The sequence below is a fragment of the Paenarthrobacter sp. AB444 genome, assembly GCF_028736865.1.
Lineage (GTDB): Bacteria > Actinomycetota > Actinomycetes > Actinomycetales > Micrococcaceae > Arthrobacter > Arthrobacter nicotinovorans_B.
The window spans coordinates 100611-114076 of record NZ_JAQZBY010000013.1 but is presented as its reverse complement, the minus strand read 5'-3'; the positions used below and the strand labels follow the sequence as shown (position 1 = coordinate 114076).

General features: G+C 63.6%; 11 protein-coding genes and 2 tRNA genes. 5 read left to right on the top strand and 8 right to left on the bottom strand.

The genetic code is table 11. The features are described 5' to 3' along the window. Window positions 1-28: 28 nt before the first annotated feature. Window positions 29-877: a phage holin family protein gene (locus PQ627_RS15950; protein ID WP_274262477.1), complete on the bottom strand. Its 849-nt coding sequence runs from the start codon at window positions 875-877 to the stop codon at window positions 29-31. Window positions 878-1047: 170 nt separating this feature from the next. On the opposite strand from PQ627_RS15950, the gene PQ627_RS15945 reads away from it, so the two are divergent. From PQ627_RS15945 to PQ627_RS15925, 5 genes are all read left to right on the top strand, one after another. Continuing rightward, window positions 1048-2277: a multidrug effflux MFS transporter gene (locus tag PQ627_RS15945; RefSeq protein ID WP_274262476.1), complete on the top strand. Its 1230-nt coding sequence runs from the start codon at window positions 1048-1050 to the stop codon at window positions 2275-2277. 20 nt (window positions 2278-2297) lie between these two features. Beyond that, complete coding sequence (locus PQ627_RS15940; RefSeq protein ID WP_274262475.1) at window positions 2298-2477, top strand: glycine zipper domain-containing protein; 180 nt, start codon at window positions 2298-2300, stop codon at window positions 2475-2477. Between the two features lie 123 nt (window positions 2478-2600). Then, window positions 2601-5099, top strand: coding sequence for a bifunctional lysylphosphatidylglycerol flippase/synthetase MprF (locus PQ627_RS15935; protein WP_274262474.1), 2499 nt, complete (start codon window positions 2601-2603; stop codon window positions 5097-5099). 22 nt (window positions 5100-5121) lie between these two features. Continuing rightward, window positions 5122-6405 (top strand): alpha/beta hydrolase, encoded by a 1284-nt coding sequence (locus PQ627_RS15930; protein ID WP_274262473.1) that lies wholly within the window; start codon window positions 5122-5124, stop codon window positions 6403-6405. Window positions 6406-6449: 44 nt separating this feature from the next. Further along, complete coding sequence (locus tag PQ627_RS15925; protein ID WP_274262472.1) at window positions 6450-6857, top strand: hypothetical protein; 408 nt, start codon at window positions 6450-6452, stop codon at window positions 6855-6857. A gap of 46 nt (window positions 6858-6903) precedes the next feature. Here PQ627_RS15925 and PQ627_RS15920 read toward each other — a convergent pair. The 7 genes from PQ627_RS15920 to PQ627_RS15890 all read right to left on the bottom strand — a co-directional run bounded on the left by PQ627_RS15920 (window position 6904) and on the right by PQ627_RS15890 (window position 13452). Next, window positions 6904-6976: transfer RNA gene (locus PQ627_RS15920), tRNA-Asn, on the bottom strand. A gap of 115 nt (window positions 6977-7091) precedes the next feature. After that, window positions 7092-7164, bottom strand: a tRNA-Asn gene (locus tag PQ627_RS15915). A gap of 53 nt (window positions 7165-7217) precedes the next feature. Continuing rightward, on the bottom strand, window positions 7218-9098 hold the full coding sequence (gene dnaG / locus PQ627_RS15910) for a DNA primase (RefSeq protein WP_274262471.1): 1881 nt from the start codon (window positions 9096-9098) through the stop codon (window positions 7218-7220). A 31-nt stretch (window positions 9099-9129) separates the two neighbouring features. Continuing rightward, entirely contained in the window at window positions 9130-10446 is a 1317-nt protein-coding gene (locus tag PQ627_RS15905; RefSeq protein WP_274262470.1) for a deoxyguanosinetriphosphate triphosphohydrolase, read from the bottom strand. 63 nt (window positions 10447-10509) lie between these two features. Then, window positions 10510-11691 (bottom strand): tRNA dihydrouridine synthase DusB, encoded by a 1182-nt coding sequence (dusB, locus tag PQ627_RS15900; RefSeq protein WP_262277969.1) that lies wholly within the window; start codon window positions 11689-11691, stop codon window positions 10510-10512. Window positions 11692-11734: 43 nt separating this feature from the next. Next, on the bottom strand, window positions 11735-12346 hold the full coding sequence (locus tag PQ627_RS15895) for a response regulator transcription factor (RefSeq protein WP_274262469.1): 612 nt from the start codon (window positions 12344-12346) through the stop codon (window positions 11735-11737). Next, the gene (locus PQ627_RS15890) at window positions 12343-13452 is read right to left on the bottom strand and encodes a sensor histidine kinase (protein ID WP_274262468.1); all 1110 of its coding nucleotides are present in this window, start codon (window positions 13450-13452) and stop codon (window positions 12343-12345) included. Before PQ627_RS15890 ends, PQ627_RS15895 begins: the two co-directional genes overlap by 4 nt. Window positions 13453-13466: the final 14 nt, after the last annotated feature.

Sequence of the window (13466 nt, the reverse complement as noted above, 5' to 3'; positions counted from 1 at the left end):
CTTCAGTTTCCGGTGCCGCCGGAGACTGCTACTTCTTCAGCAGCTTCCTGAGTGCGACCACGAAGACGACGGCGGCGGCAGCGAACGCTGCAAGGTCCTTCCAGTGGGCAGCCATCCGCTCGCTGACGCTTTCGGGGACGGAGTCTCCCAAGTCGGCAAACTTGGCGGCGGCGAACTCCTTGCCTTCCTGGAACCTGATGTTGGCGCTTTCCAGCAGCGCCTGGCCCTGCTTCTTGACGTCGAGCTGTTCGCCAAGTTCGTCCCGCACACCGGTCAGGTGCTCGCGGCGCTTCCGCAGGCGGGAGCGAAGTTCGGCCTCAGTGGGCGCCTTGACGGCGTCGGCTTCCTTGGCAGCTTCCTTCGCCGCCTTTTCGGCCTTTGCCTTCTGGGCGGCCGCTTCCTTCTCGGCCTTGGCGGCCTTGGCAGCCGGTGAATTCGGGTCCAGGATCGACTCATCGAAGGCTGATCCCTCCTTGGCGATACCGAGGTCGTGCTTGACGCCACGAATCGTGTCCTCGGGAGCCAATGGCATGGCCTTCTTGAACTTGGCGATGCCGATCAAGGAGGCAATGGCGGCAACCACCAGGAAGAAGGCTGAAACAATCAGGGCCGCGAGCCAACCGGGCAGGATGGTCGCCAGGGCCAAAATCGCTGCGACCACCAGCGCGATGACCAGCAGCGCAAGAAAAACGAGGGCGACGCCGAAGAACGCACCGGCCACACCGAGCTGTTTTGCCTTGCGTTTTAGTTCGACCTTGGCAAGGGCGATCTCATCGTTGATTTGCCGTGGGGCCAAGCGTGCAACGAGCTTGAGGGTCTTCGGCAAAGTACGTATGGCTGGTCCTTGACTGGTCCGGCCGGTGTGACGTCCACTCATGGGTTCCGCCTAACTGCTTCCTCTGGGCATCGTGTCGGGCGAACGCTTCGGAAGGACCGCTGCGGACACCTGTCCTCAAAGCTATCATTCAGGCTCCGGCTGAACTTTCGGGGCCACGCTGTGGCGCGCCCGTCATACCACCAATAAATATGATCTGGGCCATAGGATAGATGATCGTGACCCCTCCCACTGCTCCGGGCGATTCCCTGAGCCGACGCGAAAAACTTGTCTACATTCTGCTGCTGGGCGCCCTGACGGCGCTTGGCCCCTTCACCATCGACCTCTACCTCCCCGCGTTCCCGGCCCTTGAGTCCAGTTTCAACGTCTCGGAAGCGGCAATCCAGCTCACCCTGACCGGAACAACAGTAGGCTTCGGGGTTGGCCAGCTGGTGGTGGGGCCCTTCAGTGACAAGGTGGGCCGCAGGCTGCCGCTGATCCTTGCCACGGCACTGCACATCAGCTCGTCGCTGGGGGCGGCACTGGCTACCGACATCGGCATGCTCTCCGTTTTCCGTGTCCTCATGGGCATCGGCGCAGCCGGGGGTGGCGTGGTGGCCATGGCCATGGTCAGGGACCTCTTCCACGGCTACGCCATGGTCCGGATGTTCTCCCGGATGTCCCTGGTCAACGGGCTCGCTCCCATCCTGGCCCCGGTCATCGGGTCACAATTGCTCCTTGTTTTCCCGTGGCCCGGCATTTTCTATTTCCTCGCAGCCTATGGACTTTTGGTCATCGTCGCCTCGATCTTCTTCATCCGGGAGACCCTGCCGGCTGAACAACGTGGTAAATCCGCAGTGACGGTGGGGCAACGATACAAAAAGGTCCTCACCGACCGGATCTTCGTTGGCATGGTGTTGGTGGGAAGCCTGAACTTCGGCGGCCTTTTTGCCTACCTCTCCGCATCCACCTTCCTCTTCCAGAAGGTCTACGGTTTCTCGCCCCAGGAATACGGCGTCCTCTTCGGCATCAACTCGCTGGGCATCGTAGCCGGTGTCCAAATCAGTTCCCGGTTGATCAAGCGCATAGCCCCGCAGTGGATCGTGGCCGGGGCAACCCTGTTCATGCTGTGCATGTCAGGCCTTATCATCGTGCTGGACCTCTTCCACGTCGGCCTGTGGGGCACGCTGGTTCCGTTGTGGTTCTACATCTGCGCCACTGGTTTCATGTTTCCCTGCGTCCAGGTGTTGTCCCTGGCCAACCACGGAGCCCAGGCGGGAACGGCTGCGTCCCTCCTCGGTGCCTCGCAATTCATGATGGCCGGGATCGTTCCCCCGGTGGTCGGCTGGCTGGGGGTCACCTCCGCCGTCCCGATGGGCGCTGTGATGGCGGTCTGCATTACAGGGTCGATGACTGCCCTATGGCTGGTGGTACGGCCCCGTACCGTGCCGTCAATCCACTAACCCCCACGTAGGCTGTCTCCATGAGCAAGAAACCGCACCGCAACGGCAGGGGCCTCTTCCTTGGTGCCCTGTTGGGCGCCGTGGCCGGGGCGCTGATTGGTCGTGCCGCCGGAAGCGCGGTTTTCGGTGCGCTGGTGGGCGCCGTGATCGGCGCCGCTGTCCTCTACCGCGTCAACCCTGGCCCCTGGGAGCGGGACTAAGCGTCCAGCGTGAGCCAACCTTCCGGCGTCGAACGTTCCATACCCTCCCCTTAGTGCCTGGCCGCAGGGCAGAATGGTGGCCAGCCGGTCTTAACGGCGCCTAATCGGTGAAGGGGACATCACATGAGCACGGCCGTCGGATTTCGAAGCAGCATGCGGGGGCTGGCCGCCCTACGGAGCCAGCCGGTAACGCTGGCCCTGGTGGCTGTTTTCTGGATCGTGGGATTGGCCACTGGAAGTGTCCTTAACGGCCCGAACGACGCCCTCCTGGATCAGGTGGGGCTGGGACTGGCGGTGGAGCCCGGGCCGTGGTGGTCTGTGTTCACATCGACGTTTTTCGGTTCTTCCCTTCTTGACTACGTAGCTTGCACCGCGTCGATCCTGCTGGGGGCAGGCATTGCGGAAAGGGTCATCGGTCCGTGGGCGGCTCTCGCTGCCTTCATTGGGGGCTCTGCCCTGAGCGCACTTGTGTTGGTGGCGATGGTAGCTTTCGGCACCGACAACAGCGACCAATGGCTGAGCTTCCTGGGCGGCGAATACGCTGTAGGCGCCTACGGTGGTGCTGCGGCGGCGTTGGGATTTTCGACGGCGGCACTCGACTCGCTGTGGCGTCGCCGGCTGCGCACGTGGTTGCTTGCCGCGGCGTTGATGTTCGCCTTGTTCGTTGGTGTTGCCCAGACTTTGCAGGCGTTGGCCGGCGCTGTCATTGGCGTCGTCGCCGGGTGGGCAATCCAGTCTGTCGTGTTCCACCGGAGCGGAGGGTCCTTCCGTTCCTCGAGCCTGCGGGAAACGCGGTTCCTGGTGGGGACGGTGGTGGGCGTGTTCGCTCTGGGACCGCTGCTGACGCAGCTCACCGGCACTTGGGAAGTTGGGCCACTGTCGGTGGTCTCGGAGGTGATGCTGCAAGCCAGTCCCGACGTCGATGAGGTTCAGGAAGCCTGCAGAAACGAAGCGAACTGCGTGGCCTTGCAAAACGTGGTGGGTGTCCGCAGCTGGGGCGCGGCTGTTCTGACGACAATTCCGGTTCTCCTGCTGCTGGTCTGTGCAGAGGGACTTCGCCGTGGTCGTCGCCTCGCTTATCGCCTGACGTTGATCATCCAGTTGTACTTGGTGGCGGTGACGATCCTGGCCATTGTCCAGTACGTCTCCGACCCCGACGTTACCCTCGGCGATGAGGACTTCGGCTACCTGCTGCTGTATGTCGTCCCCGCGGTCCTGGCCCCCATCATCATCGTGGCGCTGTTGCTGGCCAACAGGCACCGGTTCAGGGTGGAGTCCAGCGACGCCGGATACCGTACCTTGGGCAGGGCCGCACTGGTTCTGGCCCTCACTGCCGTGGCCCTGTACGCAGCGTTTTGGTTCCTGGAGGGCAACGCCGGCCAATCTTCGCTGTGGGACCTTGCCGGTCAACTGACGCACATCCTGGTACCCTTCCCTGTTCCGTTTGTCGTGGCCCTGCCGCAGGGGCTGGTGAGCACAGTTCTGTACGGCCTGGGCGGGGTGGTCATCTGGCTCGTGATCCTGGTCCTGGTCCTGAAGAACTACCGCCGCTTCAAGTTGATCACCACCGACCCCGCAGCCGATCTGGGGCACACCCGCGAGCTGCTGCATCAAGGTGGCGGCACCCTGTCCTGGATGGCGCTGTGGGACAACAACCAGTACTGGTTCACCCCTGGCAGGGAGGCGGGGGTCGCCTACCAGGTCCATAACGGAGTAGCCCTGACTGTGGCCGGCCCCTACGGTGCTGCCAGCCGCCATGACGAGGCAGCCCTGGGTTTCGTGTCGCACTGTTCCGCGCTGGGCCTGGTCCCCTGCTTCTACTCCGCTGATTCCAGCCTGGATGCTCCGCTGCTCCCCCTCGGTTTCAGGAAACTGGAGGTTGCCGAAGAAACGCTGCTCAATGTCCAGGCCATGACGTTCAAGGGCAAGGAATGGCAAAACGTCCGCACCGCCCTCAACCGCGCGGACAAGTTGTCCATCAAGGATCTCTGGTACCACTACGGAGCCATGCCGCCTGGGATCAGGGCACAGTTGGCTGAGATCTCTGAAGAGTGGGTGTCCGACAAAGCCCTTCCGGAGATGGGATTCACCCTGGGAGGCCTGAACGAACTCAAGGATCCCGAAGTCCTCTGCTGTGTGGCGGTGGACGACGACGGTTTGGTCCACGGCGTGACCAGTTGGCTTCCTGTGTTCCGCGATGGCAGCATCTCCGGTTGGACCCTGGACTTCATGAGGCGCCGGACCACGGGTTTCAAAGGCGTCATGGAATTCCTCATTGCCTCCGCAGTAACGCACTTCAAGGAACAGGTTCCGCGTATCTCCCTCTCCGGCTCTCCCCTGGCAAATGCCGGGACCGGGAGTGACGAAGGTGACCGCAGCTCCCTGGACCGGGTCCTGGCGCTCCTGGGGAACGCTTTGGAGCCGATGTATGGCTTCAAATCCTTGGCGGCCTTCAAATCACGCTTCCAGCCCGAGCACCGCACCTTGTACATGTACTACCAGGATCCTCTTGCATTGCCTTCGATTGGACTGGCCGTTGGTTCGGCCTACCTGCCCGGGCTGTCTCCGGCCCAAAGTGCCGGCCTGTTGCGGCAGATGGTCGCCAAGGAGCCTGCCGCATGAAGCCTGACCGGGCAGCGCGCCCATGAACGACGTCTTGAAACTGGAGATCACCAGTCCCCTTGTCCTGGCCGCAGCCGGGATCGTTGCCTTGGCTTTTTTCCTGGTGCTGTTCCTGAGGCCGTCCGCACGATGGGTGCGCACGGCAATGTCCGCCATCGTGGTGGCCGGGCTGCTGGGGTGGTTTACCGTGTGGATCGTGGAGGACGTGATGGACGTCTTTCACGTGGGCCTGACGCCACGGGTATGGTTCTGGTCCATCAGCTGTTTCGCTGCCCTGGGTTTGGCCGCTGTCAGTTTGGTCCGCAGCAGGCCCTGGCGCAAGGTGGTTGCCGGCGTCTCGGTACCCGTCTTCGTCATTGCGGCAGCCCTGGGCATCAACGCGGAATTCGGCCTGAACAACACCTTGGGATCAGCCCTCGGGATCTCCACCCAGGATGCCATCGATTTGAACAAACCGAACCCGGACAGCGCCATCCCCACCGGACCACTGTGGCAGCACTGGTCTCCTCCGGCAGACATGCCGGCCCACGGCAAGGTGGGAACACAGGTCATCCCGGCTACAGCTTCCGGTTTCAATGCCCGCCCCGCAGGAATCTATCTCCCACCGGCTGCGCTGACGGCGAATCCGCCACGGCTGCCCCTGTTCGTCCTCATGATGGGCCAGCCAGGCCTCCCCGACCCGCAATACGTCTCAGCCGCCCTCGATGACTTCGCGGCCAGGAACAACGGCCTGGCACCCATCGCCATCGTGGCCGACCAGATCGGTCCGGACCAGGATGACACCCTCTGCCTGGACACCGCCAAGTACGGAAACGTGGAGAAGTACATCAACCAGGACGTGGTGAACTGGGCCCGCGCCAACTTGAACATCCTGCCCGACAGGGACCACTGGACCATCGCCGGTTATTCCAACGGCGGCCAATGCGCCATTTCGTTCGCGGTGAAGTATCCGCAGATGTGGGGCAACGTGGTGGACATCTCAGGCGAGGAATTCCCCGGGGCCGAAGACCCGGCAGGGAACCTGGAAGAAATCTTCGCCGGCAACCAGGCGGCGTACGATGCCCAAAAGCCCATCAACATCATGAAGGGCAGGCACTTCCCGGATACCACGGCAGTGTTCACCGCGGGGTCGGACGACCTCGTCTACGTCGCTGCCGCACAAGCAGTGTCAGCGGCGGCGCAGAAGGCCGGGATGACGGTGACGTACTACGAGGTACCCAACGGCGGACACGTGGGCCTTGCCTTGAATGCGGGCCTCGAGAAGGGCTTTGACGTGCTGTACCCGCGTCTGGGGCTCTCCCGCTGATTGCTGCCCTTTTCGCGGCAACCCACCGGCGATAAAGTTGAGATGTGCCACATGGGCAAGAGGTCAAGCCGTTTCCGGCACCCTGGCAGCGCAAGGATGACCGCATCCTTCCGCTGTGGTGGGACCGCCTGTGCTCGGTGACCAGTCCGCCGTCGGCCGCTTTGTATGCCGGCGGCCTCTTCACGGACGACCGGCGCAGGCCCATTGCCCAGTGGTACAACCCGGAAACGGACGCGGCGCTTCTGGTGGCCCCTGAAACATCACCGGAGTGGCCGGTGCAGCGGTTCGGGATCTTCTACGCCCCTCCCGGCGGAGGCTTCACCAGGGTCTATTCAGCACCCCATGAATGGCACCCACGCGAACCAAGGACTCCTCCAACCGAGCACGATTCGTTCATGGCGGCCGTTGCCGAGGCCTCCCGCTTCCTGCAGGTGGAGATGGATTTCGTTTAAACAGCGGACCCCGCACCAGCAGCGAAGCCGGTACGGGGTCCTTTCGCTCCTCCGACTGGACTTGAACCAGTAACCCTTCGATTAACAGTCGAATGCTCTGCCAATTGAGCTACGGAGGAATGAAGCGGTTATGACTTTAGCAAAGGTTTTACGGGATGTGAAATCGAGCGGAGATACCCCCTGGGGGTATAAAAATACCCCCGTTCCGACTGACAGGAACGGGGGTATTTTGCGCTCCTCCGACTGGACTTGAACCAGTAACCCTTCGATTAACAGTCGAATGCTCTGCCAATTGAGCTACGGAGGAATGAAGCGGTTACTAGCTTAACAGGGGGCTGCCGGAAAACGAAATCGAGGTTCTCAGCCCTCCGAACGCAAGGCCCTTCGCTCCATTTCGAGCTGCATCAGCTCCCGGTTCAGCCGCTGGAATTCCTCCGGGAACGCTGCGGCATCGAGCCGCTGGAGCTGCCCCATCTTGTCGGCCTTGATGCGGGTGATCTGGAGTTCGAAAAGGCGGGCCAGGATATCGCGGCAGTACCGTTGCATGGCTTCGGGAGTGCTGGCCGGCAGCGGAGTCACAGCGAGCTCGGACACCAGGTTCCGCAAGGGTTCAGGTACTTCCTGCCGGATCTGCTCCACCCAGGAGACAGCGTCGGCCGCGTGGGCAAGTCCAGTGGCGCGGATGGCAGCATGGATGGCCGCGTAGGCCGGAGTGGAGAAGAGGGAGGCCGCGAAGCGGTCCCACGCCATTCCTCCCAGGACAGCAGGATCCTGCAGCACCACTTCGAGGGCCTGTCGTTCCATCCCCGCCACGGGGTCACCGGGGTTGGGGCGCTGAAAGACCGGCATGCCCGACGGCGGTGCTGCCGCCGCTGGCGCCTGCCCGGCCGGACCGGCGCCGTTGCCGCCGGTTCCGCGCTTCGCGGCCGCGCCAACGTACCGGCTGACCTCCTCGATGGGCATCCCCAGCCAGCCGGCAAGTTTGCGCGTATATTCCGGTCTCGCCGCTGAGTCCCTGATCTGGGCAACCACCGGAGACGCCTCCCGCAGTGCTGCCACGCGCCCTTCCACGGTGTCCAGGTTGTGCCGCCTCAGGGTCGCCCTGATGGCAAATTCGAAGAGCGGTTTCCTCGTGCCGATAAGTTCGCGGACTGCGGCATCGCCCTTGAGCTGGCGAAGGTCGCACGGATCGGCTCCAGACGGTTCCACCGCCACATAGGTTTGGGCCGTGAAGCGCTGGTCCTCCTCGAAAGCCCTCAACGCGGCTTTCTGGCCTGCCGCGTCACCGTCGAAGGTGAAGATGACTTCTCCCCCGCTGCCGTCGTCCGAAAGCAGCCTCCGGGCAACCTTGATGTGTTCGGTACCGAAGGCAGTACCGCAAGTGGCCACCGCCGTCGTGACTCCTGCGAGGTGACACGCCATGACGTCCGTGTACCCCTCAACCACCACCAACTGGCGGTCCTTGGCGATGTTCCGCTTGGCGAGGTCGATGCCATAGAGGACCTGGGATTTTTTGTAGAGCGTGGTTTCCGGAGTGTTCAGGTATTTGGGGCCTTGGTCGTCCTCGTAGAGCTTGCGCGCACCGAAGCCGATGGTGTCGCCGGCGATGTCGCGGATGGGCCAAATGAGGCGGCCGCGGAACCGGTCGTAGATACCCCTGTTGCCTTCTGAAAACATGCCCGTGAGTTTCAGCTCGGCATCTGTGAAGCCGCGGCCCCGCAGGTGCTTGAGCAAGGAATCCCAGCCCTGCGGTGCGTAGCCCACAGAGAAGTGCTCCGCTGCAGCGCGGTCAAAGCCGCGTCCATCCAGGAAGTTGCGGGCCTCTGCGGCGCCGGGAGTCAGAAGCTGGGCCCGGAAGTACTCATCGGCGATTTTGTGGGCATCCAGCAGCCGCTGACGCTTGCCCACTTCCTCGCGGCTTGGGCCCGTGCCGCCGTCCTCGTAGCGGAGCTCGTAGCCAATGCGCGCCGCGAGCTTCTCCACGGCTTCATGGAAGGAGCTGTGATCCATCTTCTGGATGAAGGAGATGGCGTCGCCGTCCTCGCCGCAACCGAAGCAGTGGTACCTGCCTACTTGCGGCCGGACGGTGAAGGAGGGCGACCGTTCGTCGTGGAAGGGACATAATCCCTTGAAGCTGCCCAATCCGGCGCCCTTGAGCGTGACGTAACCGTCAACAACTTCCTTGATGTCCGTGCGCTGGCGTACTTCGTCGATATCTTCACGTTTGATCAGGCCAGCCACCAGTCCATCCTAGTCTGTCCGCCCGGAGGTCCTACCACAGCGACGGGAGGCTGCCCACCAAACGTTCGTACATGGCCAGGGCAGAGGCGTCCGTCAGCGACGCCACCTGGTCGATAACGACGCGCAGGCGCGCACCGTCGTCGACGGCGTCCCGCCAGTCGGCGGCGAACATCGGCTCCAGGTGACGGTCGCCGGTGGCGTTCAGAACTCCCACCAACGCGTGCAGCACTTCGCGCTGGCGCTCGTACACCGGTTGGCGGTGGTCGGTGGAGATGACGAACGTGGTGGCCAAGCCCTTGAGCACCGCGATTTCGGTGACGGTTTCCTCGGGCACCATGAGTTCGGCGTCATAGCGTGTGAGGTTGGCAGGGCCGAAGTGCTCGCGGGTGGTTTCCATGGCGCTTTGGCAGAAACGGCCGATCAACTGGCTGGTCATGTCCTTCAACGCTGCCATGGATTTACGGCTTCCATCGGCTTCGCGGACCCAGACGTTGGTGGCTTCCAGGCGGGCAAGGGCGGCATCGATTTCCGCGGGGTCGTTGTGCGGGAGGTACCACTGCCTGGTGTAACCCACCACCCGGGCACGGTGATCCGGATTCTCCATCCATTTCAGCTGGAAATGCCCGGCAACGATCGCGTCTTCCACGTCATGGACCGAGTACGAGATGTCATCGGCCAGGTCCATCACTTGGGCCTCGATGCATGACCGGTTTCCCGGCGCGCCTTCGCGCAACCACTCGAACACGGGCAGATCATCCTCATAAGCTCCGAATTTGCTCGTGCGGTGGCCATGGATGACGGGGGCGTCGACGGCGGACCACGGGTATTTGGACGCAGCGTCCAGGCTGGCGCGGGTCAGGTTCAGTCCTGCCGGCCTGCCGTCGGCGGCGAGCACCTTGGGCTCGAGACGGGTCAGCAGGCGGAGCGTTTGGGCGTTGCCCTCGAACCCGCCGATCGTGTGCGCCACCTCGTTCAGGGCAGATTCCCCATTGTGGCCAAAAGGCGGGTGGCCGAGGTCGTGGCTCAGGCAGGCAGTATCCACAACGTCAGGGTCACATCCCAGGGCCCGGCCCAATTCGCGGCCGACCTGGGCCACTTCCAGGCTGTGCGTCAACCGGGTCCGGACAAAGTCGTCCGTGTCCGGAGCCACGACCTGCGTCTTGGCACCCAGCCGGCGCAATGCCGATGAATGCAGGACCCTGGCGCGGTCCCGCTCAAAATCCGAGCGGTAGTTGCTCTTCCGTGGCTCTTCAACCCACCGTGCAGAATCTGCCTCGGAGTATCCGGGGATGGCCAGCACATAATCGTGGCTTGTTTCGCCGCGGCCAAGCATTGCTTCGGTTCCCATGGGTATCTGCCTCCTTCAAGCGCCGGGTGTGGAGCTTCTTGAGCCAGTCTTACACGTGTGAGGCTAGCCGCCCGAAACGTCCAGCTCTGCAGCCGAGATATCCGCGCTCTGTTCCGCGTTCAGCTGACGGCTTTCCAGCCAGTCCTTCGGCAGGGCAGGCCTCTTCGGGGAGCCCGCACGGCCCCGGGGGCCTTCGGAATCGACACCCGGATACGGAAGATCCAGGTCCAGTTGGTCGAGCAACTCACGCAGCACTTCCAGGGTGGGTACGGTGGCGAGCTTGGCGCGCAGCTCCCCGCCGACCACATAACCCTTGAAGTACCAGGCCATGTGCTTGCGGATCTCGCGGAGCGCCTTGTATTCGTCGTTGCCGAACGTCTCCACCATCAATTCGGCGTGACGGTAGACGCCCTCGGCAACCTCGCGCAGTCCGGGACGGTGCCGTTCATCCTTGCCCTCGAAGGCAGCCTGCAGGTCGCCAAAGAGCCAAGGACGGCCCTGGCAGCCGCGGCCCACCACCACGCCGTCGACGCCGGTCTCCCGGACCATGCGGACGGCGTCCTCGGCGGACCAGATATCGCCGTTCCCCAACACCGGGATGTCCGGGAGGGCCTCACGAAGGCGGGCAATGGCGGACCAGTCGGCCTGGCCGGAATAGAACTGTGCGGCAGTGCGGCCGTGCAGCGCGACGGCGGCGACTCCGGAGTCGCGGGCAATCCGGCCGGCGTCGAGGTACGTCAGGTGGTCCTCGTCGATGCCCTTGCGCATCTTGATGGTCAGCGGGATTCCGCCTTTGGACGCTTCCTTGACTGCGGTCTGGACGATCGAGGTGAAGAGATCGATCTTCCACGGCAGCGCTGAGCCGCCCCCGCGGCGAGTGACCTTGGGGACCGGGCAACCGAAGTTGAGGTCGATGTGATCGGCGCGGTCTTCCTCCACAAGCATGCGGACAGCGGCGCCCACCGTCACAGGGTCGACGCCGTAGAGCTGCACCGAGCGGACCTTCTCGTCGTCGTCGTGCGAAATGATGCGCAGCGACTCCGGCGTCCGCTCCACCAAGGCACGGGAGGTGACCATCTCGGCCACGTACAGGCCGCCACCATACTCACGGCAGAGCCTGCGGAAGGCGGAGTTGGTGATTCCGGCCATGGGAGCAAGGATCACCGGGGTGTCCACGGTGATCCCGCCGAGCTGCAAGGGCGGAAGCTCGAGCTTTGGGGTGGGGGGCGTTGCTACTACAGTCACCTATCCATTGTTGCAAATCAGGGCAAATCGGTGGCCAGGGCCCTCAAAGCAGCCAGCCGTAATCCTCTGCCAGGCGCACCGCTTCGGCCCGCGTCCGTGCACCCGTCTTGGCCATCGCCGCCGAGAGGTAGTTCCGGACTGTCCCTTCCGAAAGCGCCGCCGCTTTGGCAATGTCGGCCACAGTGCCGCCGTCGGACGCAGCCTTCAGCACCTCCGTCTCGCGCTCTGTTAACGGACTGTCGCCGGACATCAACGATTCTTCTGCGAGCAAGGGGTCCACCACCCGCAAGCCGTTGTGCACGCGCCGAACGGCCTCGGCCAGCTGACGTGCGGGCGTGTCCTTGACGACAAAACCGGAGGCACCCGCCTGCATGGCCCTCCGGAGGTACCCCGGCCTGCCGAACGTGGTGACCATTAGGACCCGGCAGGAAGGAGCCGCGCTGCGGACGGCCGCCGCCGCTGAGATGCCGTCCAGGCCCGGCATCTCGACGTCTAGCATGGCCACGTCCGCGGAATGCTCCAGAACAGCGGACACCACGCCGGTACCATCTCCCAGTTCGGCCACCACTTCGATGTCCGTTTCGAGTCCCAGCAGGGCTGCGAGCGCACCCCTGACCAGTGCTTGGTCATCTGCTATGACCAACCGGATCGTCATACTTCGACAGCCAATCTGAACCCTCCCAGGTCACTTGGTCCAATGCTTACGGTCCCGCCGGCCGAAGCAACACGCTCACGTATTCCGGCCAAACCGTTGCCGGTGGCACCGGAACCCGGGCCCACGCCGTCGTCCTCCACCAGGACTTTGGAGGCAGTCAAACGGACCCGGCAGTGTCCGGCGCCTGAATGCCGCACGACGTTCGTCACGCCCTCGCGCAGGACCCAGCCGAACAACTCGCGGTGCTTGGCAGGCACCTGCTCCACCGTCCGCGGAAGGTCCGCGTCGATTCCGGCCGATTCCAAGGCTGTGCGGGCCGTCGCCAGTTCAGCCAGGACGTTGACCCCGCGATAGCCGGCCACCGTAGCCCTGACATCGGCGAGCGCGCCGCGGGCCAACTCCTGGACCTCTGCAATCTCGACCGCCGTCTTGTCCCTGGCTGGTCCCGCCGGCACGCCTTCCATCAGACGCCCCGCCAATTCCGCCTTGACGGCTATGACTGTGAGCGAGTGGCCCAGGATGTCGTGCATATCCCGGGCTACACGGCTTCGTTCAGCTGCGACGGCGGCATCGGCCAACTCGGTTTGGGCGGCCCGGAGTGCAACCGTTTGGCGGATCATCCGGGCGAACGAGGACATCATGAACCCGAGGGACAAGATGAGCGCCGGCTGGAAGAATGCCTGCTCCGGATTTCCCTCAGCCAGCTCCGAGGCCAGGGAGATCCCGGAAAGCCCTATGATCAGGGCGAAATCCACGCGCGGTGGCAGTGTGGTCATCCCAATGGCGCAGGCCAGGAACGGCCACGTCCACAATGCCTCCCTGCCTATCAGCAGGATCACCAATCCGTTCAAGGCCAAGAGGATCGCAACGCACACCAAGCCCGTCCGGGCATCCCGTCTGCGGCTGATCATGGGCAGGACCGCGTAGGCTGCGAAGAAGGCAACCAATGACGCCGAAGCCAACACCTTCCAGGTTGTGGGCTCATCCACCGACCAAACGAGGTTCCAGGTGGGCCACGCCCACAGCATGATGGACAAGCCTGCCCCGAGGAACCAACGCCGGGGACCAGGACCACGGAGGGTTTCCCACAGTGACGGGCTGCTCATGGATCCCACCTTAG

Excerpts from the sequence above, each read along its gene's own strand:
- PQ627_RS15945 (WP_274262476.1), top strand. The coding sequence starts at position 1,048 with ATGATCGTGACCCCTCCCACTGCTCCGGGCGATTCCCTGAGCCGACGC.
- PQ627_RS15935 (WP_274262474.1), top strand. The coding sequence starts at position 2,601 with ATGAGCACGGCCGTCGGATTTCGAAGCAGCATGCGGGGGCTGGCCGCC.
- PQ627_RS15905 (WP_274262470.1), bottom strand. The coding sequence starts at position 10,446 with ATGGGAACCGAAGCAATGCTTGGCCGCGGCGAAACAAGCCACGATTAT.
- PQ627_RS15890 (WP_274262468.1), bottom strand. The coding sequence starts at position 13,452 with ATGAGCAGCCCGTCACTGTGGGAAACCCTCCGTGGTCCTGGTCCCCGG.
- PQ627_RS15950 (WP_274262477.1), bottom strand. The coding sequence starts at position 877 with ATGAGTGGACGTCACACCGGCCGGACCAGTCAAGGACCAGCCATACGT.
- PQ627_RS15930 (WP_274262473.1), top strand. The coding sequence starts at position 5,122 with ATGAACGACGTCTTGAAACTGGAGATCACCAGTCCCCTTGTCCTGGCC.
- PQ627_RS15895 (WP_274262469.1), bottom strand. The coding sequence starts at position 12,346 with ATGACGATCCGGTTGGTCATAGCAGATGACCAAGCACTGGTCAGGGGT.
- PQ627_RS15940 (WP_274262475.1), top strand. The coding sequence starts at position 2,298 with ATGAGCAAGAAACCGCACCGCAACGGCAGGGGCCTCTTCCTTGGTGCC.